Source organism: Amycolatopsis sp. AA4 (assembly GCF_002796545.1).
GTDB lineage: Bacteria > Actinomycetota > Actinomycetes > Mycobacteriales > Pseudonocardiaceae > Amycolatopsis.
Genome location: NZ_CP024894.1, coordinates 5,771,514 through 5,792,448, shown reverse-complemented (window position 1 = coordinate 5,792,448; position 20,935 = coordinate 5,771,514). Strand labels below are relative to the sequence as shown.

At 69.6% G+C, this 20,935-nt stretch carries 19 protein-coding genes; 9 read left to right on the top strand and 10 right to left on the bottom strand.

Annotated elements, in window-relative coordinates; genetic code table 11:
• Positions 1-63 precede the first annotated feature (63 nt).
• A complete protein-coding gene (locus CU254_RS26815) occupies positions 64-1,308 on the top strand; it encodes an NAD(P)/FAD-dependent oxidoreductase (RefSeq protein ID WP_009081073.1) in 1,245 nt (414 codons plus the stop codon).
• Positions 1,309-1,310: 2 nt separating this feature from the next.
• On the opposite strand, the gene CU254_RS26810 is transcribed toward CU254_RS26815, so the two are convergent.
• From CU254_RS26810 to CU254_RS26790, 5 genes are read right to left on the bottom strand one after another with little or no spacing between them, the layout of a single operon-like run.
• Entirely contained in the window at positions 1,311-1,778 is a 468-nt protein-coding gene (locus CU254_RS26810) for a hypothetical protein (protein ID WP_009081071.1), read from the bottom strand.
• 28 nt (positions 1,779-1,806) lie between these two features.
• On the bottom strand, positions 1,807-3,432 hold the full coding sequence (locus CU254_RS26805) for an AMP-binding protein (RefSeq protein WP_009081069.1): 1,626 nt from the start codon (positions 3,430-3,432) through the stop codon (positions 1,807-1,809).
• Positions 3,433-3,445: 13 nt separating this feature from the next.
• The gene (locus tag CU254_RS26800) at positions 3,446-4,180 is read right to left on the bottom strand and encodes an SDR family NAD(P)-dependent oxidoreductase (RefSeq protein WP_009081067.1); all 735 of its coding nucleotides are present in this window, start codon (positions 4,178-4,180) and stop codon (positions 3,446-3,448) included.
• A gap of 10 nt (positions 4,181-4,190) precedes the next feature.
• Positions 4,191-5,336, bottom strand: a complete 1,146-nt coding sequence (locus CU254_RS26795) for an acyl-CoA dehydrogenase family protein (protein ID WP_009081065.1) — start codon at positions 5,334-5,336, stop codon at positions 4,191-4,193.
• A 2-nt stretch (positions 5,337-5,338) separates the two neighbouring features.
• Complete coding sequence (locus CU254_RS26790; RefSeq protein WP_009081064.1) at positions 5,339-6,133, bottom strand: enoyl-CoA hydratase-related protein; 795 nt, start codon at positions 6,131-6,133, stop codon at positions 5,339-5,341.
• Positions 6,134-6,248: 115 nt separating this feature from the next.
• On the opposite strand from CU254_RS26790, the gene CU254_RS26785 reads away from it, so the two are divergent.
• Positions 6,249-6,875, top strand: coding sequence for a TetR/AcrR family transcriptional regulator (locus CU254_RS26785; RefSeq protein WP_009081063.1), 627 nt, complete (start codon positions 6,249-6,251; stop codon positions 6,873-6,875).
• 1 nt (position 6,876) lies between these two features.
• Here CU254_RS26785 and argS read toward each other — a convergent pair whose 3' ends face one another.
• From argS to CU254_RS26770, 3 genes are all read right to left on the bottom strand, one after another.
• Positions 6,877-8,595 carry an arginine--tRNA ligase gene (argS, locus tag CU254_RS26780; protein ID WP_009081062.1) on the bottom strand — a complete coding sequence of 573 codons (1,719 nt, stop codon included), beginning with the start codon at positions 8,593-8,595 and terminating at the stop codon, positions 6,877-6,879.
• A gap of 57 nt (positions 8,596-8,652) precedes the next feature.
• A complete protein-coding gene (locus CU254_RS26775; RefSeq protein ID WP_009081061.1) occupies positions 8,653-9,942 on the bottom strand; it encodes an MFS transporter in 1,290 nt (429 codons plus the stop codon).
• A gap of 595 nt (positions 9,943-10,537) precedes the next feature.
• Positions 10,538-12,646 carry a RecQ family ATP-dependent DNA helicase gene (locus CU254_RS26770; protein ID WP_009081059.1) on the bottom strand — a complete coding sequence of 703 codons (2,109 nt, stop codon included), beginning with the start codon at positions 12,644-12,646 and terminating at the stop codon, positions 10,538-10,540.
• A gap of 165 nt (positions 12,647-12,811) precedes the next feature.
• Here CU254_RS26770 and nadD point away from each other — a divergent pair, with 165 nt between their 5' ends.
• From nadD to CU254_RS26745, 5 genes are read left to right on the top strand one after another with little or no spacing between them, the layout of a single operon-like run.
• Positions 12,812-13,411 (top strand): nicotinate-nucleotide adenylyltransferase, encoded by a 600-nt coding sequence (gene nadD, locus CU254_RS26765; RefSeq protein ID WP_078560899.1) that lies wholly within the window; start codon positions 12,812-12,814, stop codon positions 13,409-13,411.
• 44 nt (positions 13,412-13,455) lie between these two features.
• Positions 13,456-13,863, top strand: coding sequence for a ribosome silencing factor (gene rsfS / locus CU254_RS26760; protein WP_009081056.1), 408 nt, complete (start codon positions 13,456-13,458; stop codon positions 13,861-13,863).
• Positions 13,860-14,474 carry a histidine phosphatase family protein gene (locus tag CU254_RS26755; protein WP_009081054.1) on the top strand — a complete coding sequence of 205 codons (615 nt, stop codon included), beginning with the start codon at positions 13,860-13,862 and terminating at the stop codon, positions 14,472-14,474. Before rsfS ends, CU254_RS26755 begins: the two co-directional genes overlap by 4 nt.
• Positions 14,475-14,478: 4 nt before the next feature.
• Positions 14,479-15,207, top strand: a complete 729-nt coding sequence (gene octT / locus CU254_RS26750; RefSeq protein ID WP_009081052.1) for a diglucosylglycerate octanoyltransferase — start codon at positions 14,479-14,481, stop codon at positions 15,205-15,207.
• Between the two features lie 4 nt (positions 15,208-15,211).
• Positions 15,212-16,060, top strand: coding sequence for a DegV family protein (locus CU254_RS26745; RefSeq protein ID WP_009081050.1), 849 nt, complete (start codon positions 15,212-15,214; stop codon positions 16,058-16,060).
• Here the strand turns inward: CU254_RS26745 and CU254_RS26740 are convergent.
• Both CU254_RS26740 and CU254_RS26735 read right to left on the bottom strand, forming a co-directional pair.
• Positions 16,053-16,871 carry a DUF3626 domain-containing protein gene (locus tag CU254_RS26740; protein WP_078560896.1) on the bottom strand — a complete coding sequence of 273 codons (819 nt, stop codon included), beginning with the start codon at positions 16,869-16,871 and terminating at the stop codon, positions 16,053-16,055. The two genes, CU254_RS26745 and CU254_RS26740, sit on opposite strands and share 8 nt — an antisense overlap.
• Positions 16,872-16,876: 5 nt before the next feature.
• Positions 16,877-17,170 (bottom strand): hypothetical protein, encoded by a 294-nt coding sequence (locus CU254_RS26735; RefSeq protein ID WP_009081047.1) that lies wholly within the window; start codon positions 17,168-17,170, stop codon positions 16,877-16,879.
• Between the two features lie 611 nt (positions 17,171-17,781).
• Here CU254_RS26735 and CU254_RS26725 point away from each other — a divergent pair.
• Together CU254_RS26725 and CU254_RS26720 are read left to right on the top strand one after the other, a co-directional pair.
• The gene (locus CU254_RS26725; protein WP_234392751.1) at positions 17,782-18,549 is read left to right on the top strand and encodes a ComEA family DNA-binding protein; all 768 of its coding nucleotides are present in this window, start codon (positions 17,782-17,784) and stop codon (positions 18,547-18,549) included.
• Complete coding sequence (locus tag CU254_RS26720; protein ID WP_009081043.1) at positions 18,546-20,924, top strand: ComEC/Rec2 family competence protein; 2,379 nt, start codon at positions 18,546-18,548, stop codon at positions 20,922-20,924. Before CU254_RS26725 ends, CU254_RS26720 begins: the two co-directional genes overlap by 4 nt.
• Positions 20,925-20,935: the final 11 nt, after the last annotated feature.

Genomic DNA, 20,935 nt, shown 5'->3' with positions numbered 1-20,935 from the left:
CCTGTGGGTTGACGTAATCATCTGCATGGATGATTCTGGATCCAGTCGAGGAGAGGAACGACCGTGAAGAAGATCAAGGTGGCGGTAGTGGGCGGCGGCACCGGCGGACTGTGCCTGGCGCACGGCCTGTCCCGGGCGGGGATCGAGGTGGCGGTGTACGAGCGCAGCCGCACGCGGACCGAGCGGCTGCAGGGCTACCGCGTGCACATCGCGCCGATGGGCTCCGCCGCGCTGCACGAGTGCCTTCCGCCGGCGGCGTGGGAGCGGTTCCTGGCCACCACGGGGGCAAGCGAGGGCACGTTCGGTTTCGTCACCGAGAAGATGCGCGAGTTGGCGGCCTTCGACCCGCCGCCCAGCTCGAATCCGGCCGCCGCGCACCATTCGGTCAGCCGGATTTCGCTGCACCAGGTGCTGTCGTCCGGACTGGACGGAATCCTCTGGTACGACAAGGAATTCGTGCGCTACGAGACCGATGCCAAAGGCGTCGGCCTGCATTTCGCGGACGGCACCACTGCCGAGGCGGATCTGGTCGTCGGCGCGGACGGCGCGAGTTCCCGGGTCCGCGCGCAGTTGTTGCCGCACGCGAAGCGGGTCGACACCGGAATCCGGAACGTCATCGGCAAATTCCCGCTGACCGAAGAGTCCCGCGCGCTGCTTCCGCGACGACTGGCGACCGCCCCGACGCTCGTGCTGCCGCCGGCGGGCTGCGGGATGTTCACCGCACCGCACGAATTCCCGGCCGCTTCGGTCAACGACGAGACCGCGACCGTCGACCCGGTGCTGTTCGACAACACCAGCAGCTACGTGATGTGGACCTACGGCGCGAAAGCCACGCATTTCCCGGCCGGCCTCGCCGAATTGGACCCTCCCGCGCTCCGTGCGCTGATTCTCGACCGGCTCCGCGACTGGCATCCCGCGTTCAGCCGCCTGGTGCGGGATTCGCCGGACGCGACGGTGGCCGTGCTGCCGATCCGCACGTCGGTGCCGGTCCGCGAGTGGGAAACCGGTCCGGTCACCCTGCTCGGCGACGCCGTGCACAGCATGACGCCCTTCCGCGGCATCGGCGCGAACATCGCCCTCCGTGACGCACAAGTGTTGTGCCGCAACCTTTCCCGCGGCGGCGACGTGACCGCCGCAGTGGCCGACTACGAGCGGCAGATGCGGAAGTACGCGTACCCGCAGGTGCGCGGTTCGCTGCGCAGCGCCGGACAGTTCGTCACCGAGAGCCGCTTCAGTCGCGGAGTCATGCGTGCGTCGATGGCCGCGGTGGGAGCGGGACTTTCGCTGCGGCGGAGGCTGCGCCGCTGACCTCAGCCCGCGCTGTACCAGCGTCCGCCCGGCGGCATGGCGTACTCCGTGTACAGAAGTGCGGCCAGGGTTTGCCATCCGGTTTCGTCCGCGGTGAACGTTCGGCCGCCCGGCGCGATCAGCACGGCCTGGCCGCTCGCGTCGGCGACGAGCGAGATCGGCACTCGGTACTCGTCGTAGTCGTGCCGCACGAGCCAGCGCCACCCGATCGTGAACCGGCGGCGCGTGGGCACCGGGCAACGCTCGGCAATCCCGGGGCCTTCGATTGTCCACAACGGAATCACCCGCAGTCCGGCGAGGTGCACGAGCTGTGGTTTCTTGCCGTCCGGTTCGAAGCGGTAGTACGGACGCTTGCACCACCGCTCCCAGCGCAGCCGTCGCCGTTCGCGCCGGATCGGGCCGCGCAGCCGGGAGACTGCTTCCTCGACCAGCGCGAGGGCGCGGGTGTAGTCGGGATCGTCGCGGGACACGAGATTCTCCCCTCTCTCGCGCCCGAAGCTACTGAAGCGGCTGGGGACCGGTCCCGCTCTGTTTGTCCACCAGCGCGCGGAGCTGGAACTTCTGGATTTTGCCGCTGGCGGTCCGGGGAAGGTCCGGAAACAGCTCCACGCGCTCCGGCCAGTACTGTTTGGCGACGCCCTTCTCGGCGAGAAAGCCGCGCAGCTTCTCCAGATCCAAGGAAGCACCGGGGGTGAGCACGAGGCAGGCGCACGCGCGTTCCTGCAGCCGCGGATCGGCGACCGCGACCACGGCGACCGCCTCGACGTCCGGGTGTTCGTAAAGGACGTTCTCCACGTACGCGACCGGGATGTTCTCTCCGCCGCGGATGATCACGTCCTTGGTGCGGCCGGCGATGCGGAGATAGCCGTCGGCGTCGACAGCCGCGAGGTCGCCGGTGTCGAACCAATCGCCGGTGAAACTCTCGCGGGCCAGCTCGAGCCGTTCCGCGTAGCCGACGAACAGGAACGGCCCGGCGACCTGCAGCCGGCCCTCGGCGCCCGGCGGCAGTTCGGTCCCGTCCGCGTCGACGACCCGGATCCGCATTCCGGGCCACGGATAACCGTCGGTGTCGATCAGCTTGTCGTCCGGATCGCCCGGGATGCCGAGCGTGACCAGCGCGTCCTCGCTCTGCCCCCAGCCGCCGAGCACGACGAGTCCGGGGAGTTTCCGGCGTGCCTGCCGCACGAGCGCGCGGGGGATCGGCGCGCCCATGCAGCAGAACCGTTGCAGGGAGCTGAGATCGTGCTCGGCGAGATTCGGTGCGGACAACAGGTCGTGCAGGAACGGCGTGGCGGCGGAGGTGTAGGTGATGCCGTGTTCGGCGACCAGCTCCACGAACCGCGCGGCATCCCACACGTCTTGCAACACGCACGTCGCACCGTTCTGCACGCCGAGCCTTGCGCCGTAAAGGAAACCAGTGAGATGCGCGAGCGTCGAAGCCATGTGCAGGACGCTGTCGGAGGTGATGCCGAGTCGCTGGGGGAGCGGATTGTTCGCCGCGACCGCGGTGTTGTGGGTGTGCATCACGCCCTTGGGCTCGCCGGTGGTGCCGGAGGTGAAGATCAGCAGGGTGACGTCGTTGGGATCCGGCCGCCAGGACGGCAGTTCGCGCCGTTGCTCCCAGGGCGTCGCGGCGAACTCGTCCCAGGACGACCCGACCACCAGCACGTGCTCCAGTTCCGGCCACTGCGGACGGAGCCGCCGCGCCATCGCCGGATAGTCGAAACCGCGGAATTCCCGCGGGATCACCAGGACTTTTGACCTCGCGAGCGCCACCATGAAGCCGACCTCGCGGTCCCGGTAGATCGGGATGAGGGGATTGCTGACCGCGCCGATCCGGCTCGCCGCGTAGTGCACGACGATCCACTCGATCCGGTTCGGCAGCTGGAACGACACGACGTCGCCGGGCCGGACGCCCAGTTCCAGCAGCCCGAGCGCGCACCGGTCGACCTCCCGTTTGAGCTGGCCGAACGTGATGCTGCGCTGCGAATCGACGAACGCGGTCTTGTCCGGCGCGGCCGCGGCGGCGTCGTCGAGGTAGTCGGTGATGGTCCGGTTCACCCAGTACCCGGCGCGGGTGTGGGCTTCGATCGTCTCGTCGTCGAGGATCGTCGCGAACGGCATGGCGGGCTCCGGGTCAGCTCATCGTGAGGCCGCCGCTGACGCTGACGGTCTGGCCGGTGACGTAGGCGGCCTCGTCGGAGGCCAGGAAGGCGACCACGTTCGCGATGTCGGACGGCTGCGCGAGCCGGCGGAACGGGATGGCTTTCGTCAGCGCTTCGCGCAGTTTCGGGTTGTCGCCGCCGAGCGAGGCGAACAGTTGGGTGTCGGCAGGACCGGGACAGACGACGTTGGCGTTGACCGTGTTGCGCGCCAGTTCCCGGGCGATCGACTTCGTGAACGCGATGATGCCGCCCTTCGCCGCCGAGTACACCGCCTCGCCCGACGAGCCGACCCGACCGGCGTCGGAGGCGATGTTGACCACCGAGCCGAAGCCCTGCTCGACCATCACCGGCAGCACCTCGCGGCACGTGTTGAGCACGCCGTAGAGGTTGATCTGCACGACGCGGTCCCAATCGGCGCGATCGGACTCCACGAACGGGCCGGCTTTGTCCCATCCGGCGTTGTTGACCAGCACGTCGATCCGGCCGAACTGCGCGCGGACCTGCTCGACCGCGGCGGCGACGGATTCCGGCGAGGTCACGTCGGTCTTTATGCCGATCCCGCCGATCGCGGCCGCGGTTTCCTTCGCCGTGGTCTCGTTGAGGTCGCTGACCACGACGGTCGCGCCCTCGGCGGCCAGCTTCTCGGCGATGCCGCGGCCGATGCCCTGACCTGCGCCGGTCACGATGATGACTTTGTCCTTCAGCATGTTTTCTCCATCAGGGTGCGTAGGCGCGGCCCAGCAGGTTGCGCGCGATGACAAGCTTCGACACCTGCGCGGTGCCGTCGCCGATTTCGAGGCCGATCACGTCGCGAAGCCGTTGCCCGACCGGGCTTTCGCTGGAGTACCCGAGGTGCCCGAACGTCAGGAGGCACTGGTGGATCGTCTCGGCGGCGAGCTTCGGCGCCCAGAACTTCGCCATCGCGGCCTCGGTGCTGTGCTCGACGTCGTTGTCCTTGCGCCACAACGCCTCGTAACAGACGTGCCGGGCGCCACGCAGGTACGTCGCCTGCTCGGCGAGCGGGAACGCGACACCCTGGAAGGTGCCGATCGGACTGCCGAACGCCTCGCGGTCGCGGGACCACTGCAGTGCCTCGTCGAGCGAAACCTGTGCTGCGCCAAGGCAAGCGAGCCCGATGATCGCGCGTGAATAGTCGAAGCCCTGCATCACGGAGACGAACCCGTGGCCTTCGCCGCCGACCAACGCTTCCTTCGGGACGGGCAGTCCGTCGAAGTGCAGGGAGGCCCGGCCGATCGCCCGGCTGCCGAGGTCGTCGAACGCCGCCCGCGAGACGTACGCGTCGTCCAGTTCGACCCAGAACGCGCTTACCCCGCGGGCGCCGGGGCCGCCGGTGCGGGCGAGCACGAGCGCGACGTCGGCGGACATGCCCAGCGTGATCGACGTTTTCTCGCCGGTGAGCCGCCAGCCGGCCCCGTCCGGCTCGGCCTTCATCTCCAGCGTCGCGGCGTCCGTGCCGTGCCCGGGTTCGGTGATGCAGAACGCGGGCACGACTTCGCCGGACGCGATCGGCGGCAGCCACGCCGCCTGCTGCTCCTCGGTCGCGTTGCGGGTGAGGATGTCGCTGACCAGCGCGCTGACGATGATCAGGTAAGCCGCGTTGAAGTCGCCGCGCGCGACCTCCTCGGCCGCCATCCCGGCGACGACCGCGCTGGCCTCCTGGCCGCCGTGCCGTTCCGGGATGCGCAGGCCGGTCAGGCCCATCGAGGCCAGGTCCGCGACGAGCTGCGGGCGCAACGTCGCCGCCTTGTCGTCGGATTGATAGTGCGGCGCAAGGACTTTGATGGCGAACCGGCGCAGTTCTTGCCGGTAGGCGTCCTCGTCGTCGGTGAACGCGAAATCCATCGTCAGTGCCAGTTCACGTGCGAGACGAAGTCCGGCTTGCGCTTCTCCGCAAACGCTTGCGCGCCCTCCAGGCCCTCCGGCGAGGCGGTGAACAGGTCGAGCGCGGACATGGCCAAATTGGACAGTCCGGCCTGGTGGTCGGTGTCCGCGTTGAAGGACTGCTTGAGAAACCGCAGGGCGGTCGGGCTTTTCTCGGCGGCCTCCTCGGCCCACGCCTTGGCGGTCTTGAGCAGCTCGCCTGGCGGGACGACCGCATTGACCAGGCCCATCCGCTCCGCCTCGGCCGCGTCGTACTGGCGGCAGAAGAACCAGATCTCGCGCGCCTTCTTCTCGCCGACGACGCGCGCGAGATACGCCGAACCGAACCCGGCGTCGAACGACCCGACCCGCGGCCCGGCCTGGCCGAACCGCGCGGTTTCGCTGGCGATCGTGACGTCGCACAGGACGTGCAGCACGTGCCCGCCGCCGATCGCGACCCCGTTGACCGCGGCGATCACCGGCTTCGGGATGTCGCGGATGACCTTGTGCAGGTTGCCGATCTCGAACATGCCGCTCTCGGTCGGGCCGTAGTCGCCCGTCTCCGCGCGCTGTTTGACGTCGCCGCCGGTGCAGAACGCCTTCTCGCCGGCCCCGGTGAGGATCACCGCCTGGACCTGCTTGTCCGCCCACGCCAAGCGGAAGGCCTTGATCAGCTCGTCGACCGTCCGCCCGCGGAAGGCGTTGTAGCGCTCCGGCCGGTCGATCGTGATGACCGCGGCCGGACCGTCGATTTCGTACCGGATGTCCTCGAACTCCATCGTCCGCTCCCGTCTGTCGTCTGACCACGGTGACAAAATTTGACTGTTGAGTCAAGAGTTGAACTCATGGTCAACCGGTAGGCTTCCGGGACAGCGGAAAACCGGGAGGAGCAGGATGGGCGCGGTGAAACCGCCGTCCGAGCGCGTGCGGCGCAAGCGGGGCAAGCGGATCCAGGAGATCCTGACGGCGGCGGCCGAGCTGTTCGGCGAGCGCGGCTACGACGCGGTGAGCCTGGAGCACGTCGCCGAGCGCCTCGACGTCACGAAGGGCTCGCTGTACTACTACTTCTCCAGCAAGGACGAGCTGGGCACGGCGGCGATCGAGACGCTCGGCGACGAGTGGACGGCCCGGCTGGAGCAACTGCTCGAGCGCACTGAGGGCACGCCGGAGGTCCGATTGCGCGCGCTCATCCACGAGCACGTCACGATCGCGGTCAACGACTATCCGGCGGCGCTGCGGCTGTTCCTGATGCCGCGCGAATGGCCGAGCGCGCAACGCGAGCGCATCAAGGAACTCCGCCTCCGCCACGACGCGCTGTTCCGCGCGCTGATCGAAGAAGGCCTGGCGAGCGGCGAGTTCACCGTCACCAGCGTCGACACCGTGCTGCAGTGCATGCACGCCGCGATGAGCCAGGCGCCGACGTGGTGCGGTGAACTGCCGCCCGCCGCGCGGGGGAAAGCGGTGGCCGAGGTCGCCGACACGTTGATGGCGCTCGTCCACATCGGACAGTTCGGCCGGTGAGTCAGAGGCGGCGCGGGGCCTCGATGCCGAGCAACGCCAAGCCCTGCACGAGCGTGCGCGACGTGAGCTTGGCCAGCTGTACCCGCGAAGCCCGCAGCTCCGGCGTTTCCGCGGTCAGCACCGGGCACTGTTCGTAGAAGCGCGAGAACGTGACCGCGGTGTCGTACAGGTACGTACAGAGCTTGTGCGGCGCGTACGCGGATGTCGCCGCGCTGATCGCTTCGCTGAACCGCAGCAGCGTCAGCGCGAGCGCGCGTTCCGCCGGTTCTTGAAGCACGACTGGCGCGTTGTCGTCGGTTTCGCCTGCTTTGGCGAGAATCGACTCGATCCGCGCGTGCGCGTACTGCAGGTAGACGGACGTGTTGCCGTCCTTGGCGAGCATGCGGTCCCAGTCGAACACGTAGTCGCGCTCGCGGTCGCTGGACAGGTCGGCGTACTTCACCGCGCCGATTCCGACTGCGCGCGCGACCTCCCGCTGCTCTTCCTCGCTGAGTTCACTGCGCTCGGCAACGACTTCCGCGGCCTGCGCGACCGCTTCGTCGAGCAGGTTGGCGAGCTTGATCGTCTCGCCGGCGCGGGTGCGCATCACCTTGCCGTCCGCGCCGAGGATCGAGCCGAACCCGATGTGCTCGGCGTGCACGCCGTCGAGCCAGCCGGCCGCGCGGGCCACCGCGAAGATCATCGCGAAATGCTGTGCCTGCGGGGTGCCGACGACGTACAGCAGGTCGGTCGCGCCGCGTTCCGCGGTCCAGTACCGGATGGTGGCGAGGTCGGTGGCCGCGTAGCCGTAGCCGCCGTCGCGCTTGCGGACGATGAGCGGGAGCCGGTCGCCTTCGCGGTTGGCGAAGCCTTCGGGGAACACACAGACCGCGCCGTCGCTGATTTCGGTCAGCCCGTCGGCTTCGAGTTCGTCGACGACCTCGCCCAGGTACGGGTTGTAGAAGCTCTCGCCGTAGATGTCGTCGTCGGTGAGCGTGATGCCGAGTTGGCGGTAGGCCGCGTTGAAGTGCCTTGTCGACTCGTCGACCAGTTCCTGCCAGAAGGCGAGCGTGTCCGGGTCGCCGCTCTGGAGCTTCACGACGCGCTCGCGGGAGCGGGTCGCGAAGGCCTCGTCGGCGTCGAACTTCCGGCGCGCGGCCTGGTAGAACGCGTTGAGGTCGCTGCGGTCGCCGGACGGTTCGTCCAGGTGGTGCTCGATGAGCATGCCGAACGGCGTGCCCCAGTCGCCGAGGTGGTTGTGCGGCAGCACCTCGTGCCCGACGACGCGCAGCAGCCTGCTGATCGCGTCGCCGAGCACCGTGGAGCGCAGGTGCCCGACGTGCATTTCCTTGGCCACGTTGGGACTGCTGTAATCGAGCGCGACCCGGCGCGGCTGCTCGGTTTCCGGGACGCCCAGCCGGTCGTCGCGCGCCTGCTCGGCGACGCGCTGCTCGAGCCATTCGCGGCGCAGCACGAAGTTCAGGAACCCGGGCCCGGCGATCTCGGGCCGGTCGGCGACGCCGTCCAGCTCCAGGTTCTCGACGATCCCGGCCGCGACCTCGCGCGGCGGTTTGCCGAGCCGCTTGCCGAGGCTCATCGCCAGGTTGCACTGGTAGTCGACACCGTCGCGAGTGGACACCGCGACGAGCGCCGCGGACGGGTCGAGGTCGACGTCGAACGCGCGGCGGAGCGCGGCCACCACGCGTCGGGCCAGTTCCTCACTAACCTCGGGCTTGCGCACGGTGTCCCTCCTTCGCGTAGTCGATCGGTGAAGCCTACCGACCGCGCGCGAACGGGTTTACCGCAGTTCGCTGCCCTTCGTTTCGGGCATCCGGAGGATCACGACGAACGCGATCACGGCTCCGCCCGCGACGTACCAGAAGAAGGCCGTGGCCGCGCCCGCCGCGGACAGCGCGCTGAGCACGAGCGGCGCGGTGCCGCCGAACACGGCGACGGTCAGGTTGTACCAGGCGCCGATGCCGAGCCCGCGCAGTTCGGTGGGGAAGAGCTCGCTCATGATCGCCGGCGCGAGCGAGGTCATCGCGGTGTAGAGCGCGAGGCCGACACAGAACACGATGAGCAGATTCCCGATCCCGGGCCGCACGAGGTAGGAGAGCGGCACGATCACCAGCGCGGTCGCCGCGGACCAGACGAGCAGCTGAGGCCGCCGCCCGTACCGGTCGGCGAGCGCGCCCATCGGGTACTGGAGGACGACGAACAGCGCGGTCGCGACGGAAAGCGCGAGGAACGTGTCGACGTCGTTCGCGCCGCGCCCCTTGACCGCGAACGACGGGAGGGCGCTGAAGAACGTGTAGTAGCACAGCGTGTTGAGCATCGAGAACCCGATGAGCTGCCCGACCGCGCGCGGATGCTGGGTGATCGTGGTGAGCAACGGCCGCCGAACTTGTCGTGCGACGTCCTTTTTCTCGTGGTACAGCTCGGTTTCCGCGAGACTGCGGCGCAGCCACAGCCCGACCAGTCCGAGCACGCCGCCGAGCAGGAACGGAATCCGCCAGCCGAACGAGGTGAGGTGCGCCTTGTCCATGGTGCGGGCGAGCACGAAGCCGAGGACGGTCGCGATGAGGACGGCGGACCCGGTGGAAATGTAGAAGAAGGCGGAGTACCGCCCCCGCCGCTCCTTGGGCGCGACCTCGCCGAGGTACGCGGAAGCGTTCGACACCTCGCCGCCGAGCGAAAGCCCCTGCGCGATCCGCGCGAGCAGCAGGAGGATCGGAGCCAGCCAGCCGACCTGCGCGAACGTGGGAAGCACCCCGATCGCGACGGACCCGCCCGCCATCAGCGAAATGGTGAGGATCATGGCGGGCTTGCGCCCGTGCACGTCGGCGAACCGCCCGAGCAGCACGCCGCCGAGCGGCCGGAAGAAGAACGCGAGCGCGTAGGTGGCGAACGTGTTGATCAGGGCGAGCGTTTCGTTGCCGGGAGGGAAGAACGCGCCGGCGAAGTAGATGCTGAAGGTCGCGTAGATCGTCCAGTCGAACCACTCGAGCGCGTTGCCCGCACTGGCAGCGAACAACTTCCGCACCGGCAACCGATGCCGGGCAACGCCTTCGGTCGCAGGACCGGCCATCGGCAACCTCCACACGTCCGCACGGGTGGAACGGGACTTTGCCAGAAATGCCCGGAGATCGGTAGATCTCGGCAAAGGATGGCAGTTAGTGCATGTCCCACTGCGGTGGGTGATGCGGGAGTGCTTTGGCCGCAGGGGATCGTGCGGTGATCCGGGAGACGGCGCGGATAGCTGCCGTACCCGGGACGGGTCGTTGCGCGGCCGGTTGCCGTGCGGGGACGGGCGACGGACGCGGGTGACGGCCGGAGATTGAGCGGCGGCGCGACCGGCCGCCGTGCGAAGCGACGCGGGCGGCACCGGACGGTAGCTGGCAGCGCGAGCGGTTGCCGTGCGAAGCGACGCGGGCGGCATCGGACGGGAGCTGGCAGCGCGACCGGCCGCCATGCGAAGCGACGCGGGCGGCGGCCGCCGGAGATTGAGCGGAGGAGCGGTCAGCCACCGCACGATGGCCAGCCGTCGTGTGGTGGCTGATCGGCGACACGGATGCGCAAACCGCTCTGGCCGAGGCCGACCGCCGGGCTGCTTGGCGGAGCGCACTCGCCAGCCGCCGCCCCCGGCCACCAAGCCAACCCGGCCAGCCCGATCCCAGCGCACCTCAAGCAGTAGTCGCCAACGCGAACGGCAACACCCCCTCCGCCCCGGCCTTGCGCAGCAGCCGGGCCGCCAGCGTCATCGTCCAGCCGGTGTCGATCAGGTCGTCCACCAGCAGCACCGGCCCGCGCGTTTGCGCGACGTTCGCCGCCACGTCCTCCGGCAGGCTCAGCCGCCGCCACAGATCGGCCAGTCGCTGGGCGCTGTTCGCTTGCCGCGGCGGCGGTCCGGCCGACGCCAGCTCTCCCAGATAGTCCAGCCGGCCGATCGCCGACAGCCGCAGCGCGAGGCTGTCGACCAATTGCGGACGCGTCGCCGACGGGATCGCCACCACCGCCACCGGGCGTTGCGCCCACTGCCATCCCGCGAGCACCTTCACGCACGCGTCGAACACCGAGTCGGGGACCTCGGCGTCCGGCGCGCCCGGGCCGAGCAGTTCGCGCAACCGGCCGCCCCAGCCCACGTCCGTGAGCCGGCCCAGCGCCTGTCCCGGCTCGGCCTGCTCCTCCGTCTTGATCCGGCCCGACAGCGGCACGTCGAGCCCCTTCATCCCGCTGGGCCACTGCTTGCGCGGCGCCACCTCAACGCCGGGCCGGTCCAGCCGTTCCCGCGTGGCCCCGGCGATTTCCTCGGACACCGCCGTGCTCCAGTGCTCGCCGGTGCAGTTGTCGCACCGGCCGCACGGCGCTGCCTCCGGGTCGTCGAGCTGCCGCCGCAGGTACTCCATCCGGCACCCGGCCGTGCGGATGTACCCGAGCATCGCCTCCTGCTCGGCCGCCCGCGCGACGCCGACGCGTTCGTACCGTTCCCGGTCGTACTCCCACGGCTGCCCGGTGCTTTCCCAGCCGCCGCGCACCCGGCGCACCGCACCGTCCACATCGAGCACTTTCAGCACCATCTCCAGACGGGACCGGGAGAGCTCGACCGACGGCTCCAGCGCGGCTGTCGAAAGTGGACGGTCGGCGTACGCGAGCGCGTTGAGCACCTGCGTGACCCGCAGTTCGTCCGGGAACGCCAGCGACCCGAAGTACGCCCAGATCGCCTTGTCCTCCCGTCCGGGCAGCAGCACCACCTCGGCCCGCTCGACGCCGCGACCGGCGCGGCCGACCTGCTGGTAGTAGGCGATCGGCGACGACGGCGCGCCGAGGTGCACCACGAACCCGAGGTCCGGCTTGTCGAACCCCATGCCGAGCGCCGACGTCGCCACGAGCGCCTTGACCCGGTTCTCCAGCAGGTCGTCCTCCGCGGCCTGGCGGTCGGCCGGATCGGTTTTCCCGGTGTAGGCGGCCACCGGATAGCCGCGATCGGACAGCAGCGCGGTGACGTCGTGCGCGGCGGCGACGGTGAGCGTGTAGATGATGCCCGACCCGGGCAGCTCCGCCAGGTGCTCGGCGAGCCAAGCGAGCCGTGCCTCGTCGCTGGGCAGTTCGGCGACCGCCAGCCGCAGGCTTTCCCGGTCGAGCGGACCGCGCAGCACGAGCGTGTCCGTCTCGCCGCCGATGCCGAGCTGCTCGGCGACGTCCGTGGCCACGCGGTCATTCGCGGTCGCGGTGGTGGCCAGCACCGGCACGCCCTCCGGCAGGTCTCCCAGCAGCGTGCGCAGCCGCCGGTAGTCCGGCCGGAAATCGTGGCCCCAGTCGGAAATGCAGTGCGCCTCGTCCACCACCAGCAGGCCTGCGCTCGCGGTGAGCTTCGGCAGCACGCTGTCGCGGAAGTCCGGGTTGTTCAGCCGTTCCGGACTGACCAGCAGCACGTCCACCTCGCCCGCGGCCACCGACGCCTGGACCTGGTCCCACTCCTGCGCGTTCGCCGAGTTGATCGTGGCCGCGTGGATCCCCGCCCGGGCGGCGGCGGAGATCTGGTTGCGCATCAGGGCGAGCAGCGGCGACACGATGACCGTCGGCCCCGCTCCCTGTTCCCGCAGCAGCGCGGTGGCCAGGAAGTACACGGCCGACTTCCCCCAGCCGGTGCGCTGCACGACGAGCGCGCGCCGGTGGTGCGCGACCAGTGCCTCGATGGCGGTCCACTGGTCCTCTCGGAGGGCGGCGTTGTCTCCGGCGAGCGCGCGGAGGAGGGTCTCCGCGCGGGTCCGTAGAGCTTCGGTGGTGTCCACGTCCCCGGTCTACCCCATGGCCCCGACAATTCCCGAGCCGCCCGGACCCGAACGGACAGTTTCCGGCCGGAAACGCAGAGTTATGTGACTCATGTCACAACAGTAACCTAGGTCGCAGCCGGGACGGGAAGCCCTCGCGTGCCCGCGCGTATAGGCTCACCGGCTATGTCACCACGCCGGATCGGGGTCATGGGCGGCACCTTCGACCCCGTGCACCACGGCCACCTCGTCGCGGCCAGCGAGGTGCAGTCGCGCTTCGCGCTCGACGAGGTCATCTTCGTGCCGACCGGGCAGCCGTGGCAGAAGTCCGGCCGTCGCGTCACCCGCGCCGAGGACCGGTACCTGATGACGGTCATCGCCACCGCGTCCAACCCGGTCTTCTCGGTGAGCCGGGTCGACATCGACCGCGGCGGGCAGACCTACACCGTCGACACGCTGCGGGACCTGCACGAGGAATACCCCGACGACGAGCTGTTCTTCATCACCGGGGCCGACGCCCTCGAACAGATTCTCACCTGGCACAAGGCCGACGAGCTGTTCGACTTCGCGCATTTCATCGGCGTCACCCGCCCCGGCTACCGGCTCAACTCGCACCATCTGCCGAGCGGCAAGGTGAGCCTGGTCGAGGTCACTGCCATGGCCATTTCGTCCACCGGATGCCGCGAACGCGTCGAGCGCGGCGAGCCCGTCTGGTACCTCGTGCCCGACGGCGTTGTGCGCTACATCGCCAAGAAGGACCTCTACCGCAAGGACGCCGAGGCCTGACCGGGTACCCTCGTCCGGGCGTACCCGAAATCTGAAGGAGCACTGTGGCAGCGACGTCCGAGGCACGGGACCTGGCGGTGGCGGCCGCGCACGCGGCGGCGGACAAGCTGGCCAGCGACGTGGTCGTCCTGGACGTGTCCGAGCAGCTCGTGATCACCGACGCGTTCGTGATCGCGTCCGCGGCGAACGAGCGGCAGGTCGGCGCGATCGTCGACAACGTGGAGGAGAAGCTCCGCCTGGAAGGGCACAAGCCGGTGCGGCGCGAAGGCGCGCGCGAGGGCCGCTGGGTGCTGCTCGACTACGTCGACGTCGTCGTGCACGTCCAGCACGCCGACGAGCGCTCGTTCTACGGCCTCGAACGGCTGTGGAAGGACTGCCCGCGGATCGAGGTCGAAGGACTGGCGACGGTCCCCGCCAGCGACGCCGGCGACGCGGACGGTCCGGAGGCGTGAGCCCGCGGCGGCTGCTGCTCTGGCGGCACGGCGAGACGGACTACAACGCCGCCGGCCGCATGCAGGGACACCTCGATTCGGCGCTGACCCCGGTCGGCTGGAACCAGGCGCGCTTCGCCGTGCCCGCGCTCGCGCGGTTCGCGCCGGACCTGGTGATCGCCTCCGACCTGCGCCGCGCCACCGACACCGCGACGGTGCTCACCGACGCGATCGGCGTTCCGCTGCAGATCGACAAGCGGCTGCGCGAGACGCACCTCGGCGAATGGCAGGGCCTCACCGGAGCCGAGGTCGACGAGGGTTATCCCGGCGACCGCGAGCTGTGGCGCGCCAACGCCGCGTGGGCCCCGCCCGGCGGCGAGTCCCGGGTCGAGGTGGCCGAACGTGCCGCCGAGGTGGTCGACGACCTGATGCAGCCGAACTCCGACGCAGGGGAATCGGTCCTGCTCGCCTCGCACGGCGGCCTGATCCTCGCGCTGACGGCGAAGCTGCTCGGCCTTCCGGTCGAGGTCTGGCCGTCGCTCGGCGGGATCATGAACTGCCACTGGGTCGATCTCGGCCACCGCGAGGGGAAGTGGCGGTTGCACGCGTACAACGCGGGCATCACCGGCTGACCCGATGAGCCCGCAGCTGCTCGTCTTCGGCGATTCACTCTGTTTCCACGGCCCCGAGGGCCCTTGCGCGGCCGACGATCCGCGCCTGTGGCCCAACGTCGCCGCGAACGCATTGTCCGGCCGAGCCGACCTCGTCGCGGGCATCGGCTGGACCGCGCGCGATCTGTGGTGGTCGCTCACCGGCGACCCACGCGTGTGGGCGGACCTGCGTCGCGTTGACGCTGTAGTGCTCGCGGTCGGCCACATGGACACACTGCCGTCGCCGTTGCCGACCTATCTGCGTCAGGGACTTCGCTACCTTCGCCCCGACGGCGTGCGTCGCGTTGTACGCGGTGCCTATCTCGCTGCGCAGCCTCGGTTGTCTGTCCTCATGCGAGGACGTCCCCGTGTGCTTCCGGCGCGGCTGAGTGTGAGCTACCTGGACCAGTCCGTCGAAGCGTTGCGCGCGTTGCGACCTGAGTTGCCTGTGTTCGGAATGCTTCCTTCGGTACACCGCGCTGATGCGTACGGGCGCGTACACACAGGACGCGCCGAAGCAGCCGCTGCACTCGCCTCGTGGGCCGCGCGACGCGAAGTGCCGTTGCTCGACACGCCCGGCGTAGTTGGCGAACATGTCTTGAGCGGCGCGGGAAATCCCGACGGCATGCACTGGGGATGGGCCGGGCACGAAGCCGTCGGCACCGCGATGGCGAAACTCGTTGCCCCGCACCTCGGCTCTGGCGACGTAGGCTGACGACGTGTCGGTCGCCGTGGTCACGGACTCCACCGCGCACCTGCCCGAAGGCTTCGCCGAGCGGCACTCGGTGCGGGTGGTGCCCCTGCATGTCCTCGTGGAAGGCGTGTGCTCGCTCGACGGCGTCGAAATGGGTCCCGCCGCGCTCGCGGAAGCGCTGGGGGAGCGCAAGATCGTCACGACTTCCCGGCCCACTCCGGCTGAGTTCGTCACCGAATTCCGCGCCGCACTCGACGCCGGCGCGGACGCGGTCGTGTCCGTGCACCTGTCGCGCGAGTTGTCCGGCACCTGGGAAGCCGCCGTTCTGGCCGCGGAAGAAGTCGGTTCGGACCGGGTCCGCGTCGTCGATTCCCGCACCACAGCGATGGGTTTGGGCTTCGCCGCCCTCCACGCCGCCGACGCTGCCGCTGCCGGAGCCAGCCCGGCGGAAGTCGAAGAGGTCGCGACGAAAGCGGCCGAACGGTCGTCGACGTTGTTCGTGGTCGAGACGTTGGAACACCTGCGCCGCGGCGGCCGCATCGGCTCGGCCGCGGCGTTGCTCGGCACCGCGCTGGCGGTGAAACCGGTGCTGCACATGTCCGACGGGCGGATCCTGCCGCTGGAGAAGGTGCGCACGATGAACCGCGCGATCGGGCGGTTGGTCGAGTTGTCGGTGCAGGCGGCGGGCACCGGACCGGTCGAGCTGGCGGTGCATCATCTCGCCTCGCCGGAGCGGGCCGTCGAATTGGCGAACCGGCTGGAGGAAGTGATTCCGGGCTGCGCCGGGGGATGCGTGGTCTCGGAGATCGGCGCGGTCATCGGCGCGCACACCGGGCCTGGCGTGCTCGGCGTGGTCGTACAGCGAGCTAGCTGAGTTCCTGGTTGCCGAACCGGGCGAGCAGGTGCCAGACGCGCTTGCGATCTTGCTCGTCGTGACCAGCGGCTTTCCCCAGGATGCGCGGGTCGAGCCGTCCGTCCTCGGCGAGTTCGGCACCGAGCGCGGTGAATGCCGGCCCGCGGTAATCGGGTTGTCGAAGCAGTTCTTCAGCGGTGATCCGGAACCCGTCGTGCCATTCGACCGGGCCCAATTTTCGCGCCGCTGTCTCGATTTCCGTCCCTCGATAGGACGGATCGAGAACCAACGCTTCGACGTCCCGCGCCAAGTCCACCTCGCCGTGCACCTGCGCCTCGATGTAGTCCTCCAGAAGATCTTTGCCGTCCGCTTCCGCGATCGCGACCAGTTCGGACAGGTGCTCCTCGACGCCGAAGGACGTCGGCTCGAAAACACTGTCGGGATAACTGAAAGTCGTTCGCGACATAGTGTGCCGGGCGAGTCGCAGATGCGCCGAACCGAACCTCGGCGACCCGCCCGCCTTCCGGCCGCGGAAATTCAGCGACCCGTATTTCGGCCGATGCGCCGGTGCGGCCTCGTCGTAGGCACCGCCGAACAACCGGCTTTCCCAGCGCCAGCGTTCTCCGCCCGGATGCGCGGTCAGCCCACCGTTGCTCACGCCGGTCTCGAACTGCGAGCGGTACCGGCCGTCCCGGGCCATCCGTTCCAGGATCGGCACCCCGCCGACCAGCCGGTCCGGGTGGAAATGCGGCGTGACCCGCCACGACGGATCGGCCCGGTTGCCGGTCGCCAATGCGGCGATGTGGGCGACTGCGCGCTCCCAAGGTTCCATTCGGATCACTGCCCGGCCATGGTGATTGTGCGTTCAAAGTTGACGTATCCGGCGCGCCGGAACGCGTTCGCCATCGGGGCATTGGCGAGGTCTGTTGCCGCCCGGATGCGAGAAACCTCTTGTGCGGCAAGGATTCGAGTGCCCTTGGCGAGTTCGTCGCCTCGGAGCGCGATCCACATCCATTCCAGCCTCCGCCGCCGAGCCGCGAGATCGTCGGCGAGTTCGTGCTCGAGTTGGCAAAAGAGATCGAGTTCGTCCGCCCCGGAGATCGGGCGCAAGGTCAGATCGCTGTGGTCCACGGCGACATGCTCTCGTTCGACGGCTGGCTACCAGGTCTAGCGGATGCCCGGCGGCGGGCGCGAACGCTTTTCGATGACCGGTACCGCAGGCCAAACCCGCCAGTATGACCGCGTATCCCGACTGATTCGGGCGCGTCACCGGCGATGACGGCCGAGTTGTCCCCAAGGGGCGGGTTGTCCACAGATCGCGCGGAACCCTCTCGCCGCCGGGCCGGCCGACGCCTAGCGTCGATCGTGTGTTCGAGCAGTCCGCCCGAGATCAGGGCACTCCCGTCAACGTCAGGCTCACCTGGCTGGCCGACCAGCTGGCCGCGATCCCGCATGCCGCCGGCCCCGGCGGCCGGTCGGCACGCCGCTGGCCGCCCCTCGGCCGGGCGGTGCGCGACCGGCGGCCGAGTGCGGAGGATTCGCTGCCCACGGTCGCCGACAGTCGCCTGCTGGCAGACGTAGGCGGCACGCACGCTGGGCTGTCTGCAGTTGCCGACAGCTCGCCGCTCCCGGACAGCCGATCGGGGCTCGACGCCGCTCGTGCGCCGGTGCTGCGGACGCGGGGCCGCACAGCTCGATTGTCTGCACCTGCCAACAGTTCGCCGGTCCCGGAGGGCCCATCGGTGCCCGACGCGGCTGGTACGCCGTTGTTGCGGCCACCAGACCGCACCGCCCGATTGTCCGCACTCGCCGACAACCCAGCCCCACCGGAAAATCAGCTGACCGCCGGAAAACTGGTCCGCAGCTGGCTGCCCGAACACACCGAACACCGCCTGACCCGTCGCTGGCTCCCCGGCTCAACCGGCCTGCCCGGCTTCCTGGGCCGGAGAGGAATGATCTTCGCCCTCGCTTTGCTGGCAACTGCCGCCGTCATCGCCGGAGGGCTGGCAATCTTCGGCCGCTCACCCGCGGCTGAGATCGCCCCGCCCCTCCCGACCGCTCGCGCGCAAGTGCCGCACGCGTCGAAAGCCAACGAGAACCTGGTAATCAGCGTGGTCGGCCACGTGCGTTCGCCCGGCCTCGTCACGGTGCCGTCAGGTTCGCGCGTCGCCGACGCCCTGCGCGCAGCCGGTGGCGCCAACCCAGGCGTCGACCTGACGACACTCAACCTCGCCCGCAAACTCACCGACGGCGAGCAACTGGCAGTCGGTGTCCCAGCCGCCCAAGCGGCACCGGTCGGCTCAAGCGCGGCGGCCAGCAAGATCGACCTGAACTCCGCGACCGCCGAACAACTCGACAGCCTCCCGGGCGTCGGCGAGGTCACCGCCCGGCGCATCACCGACTGGCGCACCCAACACGGCGGATTTTCGAGCGTCGAACAACTCCGCGACGTCGACGGCATCGGTGAGAGCAAATTCGAAAAGCTGCGCGAGCAGGTGACCGTCAGATGAAGCTGGAAACCGAAGAAAAGTCGCGGCGGGACCACGATTTCCGTCTCGTCCCCGCTGCCGTCGCCGGATGGGCGGCCACGCTCGCCGGACTGCAACTCGGCTGGTGGGTCGCGACCGCGATCGGAGCAGTAGCAGCGATCGGTGCCGTGGTCCTGCTAGCGCGCGGCCGCGCCAGATACCTCGGTGCCGGGGGAGCCCTCCTACTCGTAGGGCTCGTTGCCGCAGTGCCCACCGCTTTGCGCATCCACGACGCAGCAGCCGACCCGTTGGCAGCCGCAGCCACGCATGCCGTAACAGCGACGCTGCGAGTCGAGATCAGCGAACGTCCACGCCCGATTCACCAAGCTGGCTACGCCGATCAGCAGGCAGGCACTCGCTCAGTGGCGATTCCGGCACAGGTCACCAGGGCCACAGTGGACGGTCAGCCGGTCGCATCGACCGGCCGGGTCCTGTTGCTGGCCCCAGTCACCGGATGGAGCGGCCTGCTGCCCGGCCAGGAAGTAACGACGTCCGGTCGCCTCATGCCCGCCCGCGGCGGCGAACTGACCGCCGCAGTCCTCTCCGTCCGTGCCGCGCCAGTCGATATCGGGCCAGCGCCATGGTGGCAGCGCGCCGCCTCGGCACTGCGGAACAGCCTGCACTCGCTCTGCGCGATCCTCCCGGAGGAACCAGCGGGACTCCTGCCCGGACTGGTGCTGGGCGACACGACTGCGTTGCCCCAACGGGTCGAAGCGGAATTCAAGGCCTCCGGACTCACCCATCTGATGGCGGTGAGCGGTGGGAACCTCGTCATCATCGGCGGAGCTGTTCTGCTGCTGTGCCGATTGGTCCGAGCGGGCCCGAGGTTTTCCGCGACGGCGGCCGGAGCCTGTCTGATGGGATTCCTCGTCCTGGTGGGCCCCGAACCGAGTGTGGTGCGAGCAGGCGTCATGGGCGGCATCGGGTTGCTCGCGCTGGCCCTCGGACGGCGTGGTTCAGCATTGCCCGCATTGGCCTTCGCGGTGTGTGTCCTGGTGGCATGGGATCCGACGATGGCGGGGAATTTCGGTTTCGCGCTCTCGGTTCTCGCGACGGCAGGACTCGTGCTACTCGCGCCGCGCTGGGCAGATTCGTTGGTACGAAAGGGAGTCCCACCTGGTTACGCCGAAGGCCTCGCGGTGCCGCTGGCCGCGTTCGTGGTCACCGCGCCAGTCATCGCCGGGATGGCGGGCACGGTCAGCCTCGTCTCGGTGGTCACCAATGTCCTTGCGGCACCGGTCGTCGCGCCGGTCACGGTGCTGGGAGTGCTGGCAACCGTCGTCGGACCGTGGTGGCCGGGTGCGGGTCACCTGCTGATTCATGCCGCAGAGCCGGAAGCCCAATGGCTGATCACCGTCGCGCGGCACGGAGCAAGGGCGCCGGGCGCGGCGCTGTCCTGGCCCGGCGGTTGGTGGGGCGGATTGTGCGCGGCTGCCTTGCTGGTCGTAGTCGTGGTGGCGGCGCGGTTTCGGCGGCTCCGGCTGCTGGTGGCGATCGGGCTGGTCCTCGTGCTGCTGACGGTCGTGCCGGCCAAAGTCCTGGCACCTGGCTGGCCGCCGGACGGCTGGGCGATGGTGGAATGCGATGTCGGGCAAGGAGATGCGGTCGTCCTGGCCACCGCCGAGCCCGGTCGCGCCGTGGTCGTCGACACCGGGCCGGAGCCGGGGCCGGTCGACGAATGCCTGCGGAGGCTGGGCGTCGAACGGGTGCCGTTGCTCGTGCTGAGCCACCTGCACGCGGATCACATCGGCGGTCTCGCCTCGGTATTCGACGGGCGAGCCGTCGGCGCGATCGCGGTCGGACCAGGGCGCGCGCCCGCGTGGGCGTGGCAGTCGGTCTCCGGCGAGGCGCGGCGTCGGGGTGTGCCGCTGGTGCAGTTGAGCGAAGGGCAGCGGCTGGAATGGCCGGGGCTGTCGCTGGACGTACTAGGTCCGCGCTACGCCACCACGCGGTCACCAGCGTTGCAGGACGGCACGATGATCAACAACAGTTCGGTCGTCCTGCGCGCGGACACCGGCGCCGGCCGGGTCCTGCTGACCGGAGACGTCGAACTTGCCGCACAGGCGGATCTGCTCGCCGAGGGCGTCGACCTGCGGGCTGACGTGTTGAAGGTGCCGCACCACGGTTCGAGGTATTCGCTGCCGCAGTTCCTCGCGGCGGTGCGGCCGCGCACGGCGCTGATCAGTGTCGGCGCGGGCAACGGATACGGGCATCCGAGCAAGTCCACAGTGGACGTTCTCGGGACGATGGGAGTGCTGGTCACCCGGACCGACGTCGACGGCGACACCGCCGTTGTGCCCGAGGGAAGCGGGCCGGCGGTCGCGCGCCGGGGCGAGCCGCGGGGTCCGCCGCGGTAGCGCGACGGACC

Bases quoted from the DNA above. Each gene is read 5' to 3' on its own strand.
- CU254_RS26790 (WP_009081064.1), bottom strand. From the start codon at position 6,133: ATGGAGTTCGAGGACATCCGGTACGAAATCGACGGTCCGGCCGCGGTC.
- CU254_RS26785 (WP_009081063.1), top strand. From the start codon at position 6,249: ATGGGCGCGGTGAAACCGCCGTCCGAGCGCGTGCGGCGCAAGCGGGGC.
- CU254_RS26795 (WP_009081065.1), bottom strand. From the start codon at position 5,336: ATGGATTTCGCGTTCACCGACGACGAGGACGCCTACCGGCAAGAACTG.
- CU254_RS26800 (WP_009081067.1), bottom strand. From the start codon at position 4,180: ATGCTGAAGGACAAAGTCATCATCGTGACCGGCGCAGGTCAGGGCATC.
- CU254_RS26775 (WP_009081061.1), bottom strand. From the start codon at position 9,942: ATGGCCGGTCCTGCGACCGAAGGCGTTGCCCGGCATCGGTTGCCGGTG.
- CU254_RS26740 (WP_078560896.1), bottom strand. From the start codon at position 16,871: ATGGAACCTTGGGAGCGCGCAGTCGCCCACATCGCCGCATTGGCGACC.
- octT (WP_009081052.1), top strand. From the start codon at position 14,479: ATGAGCCCGCAGCTGCTCGTCTTCGGCGATTCACTCTGTTTCCACGGC.
- nadD (WP_078560899.1), top strand. From the start codon at position 12,812: ATGTCACCACGCCGGATCGGGGTCATGGGCGGCACCTTCGACCCCGTG.
- CU254_RS26805 (WP_009081069.1), bottom strand. From the start codon at position 3,432: ATGCCGTTCGCGACGATCCTCGACGACGAGACGATCGAAGCCCACACC.
- CU254_RS26720 (WP_009081043.1), top strand. From the start codon at position 18,546: ATGAAGCTGGAAACCGAAGAAAAGTCGCGGCGGGACCACGATTTCCGT.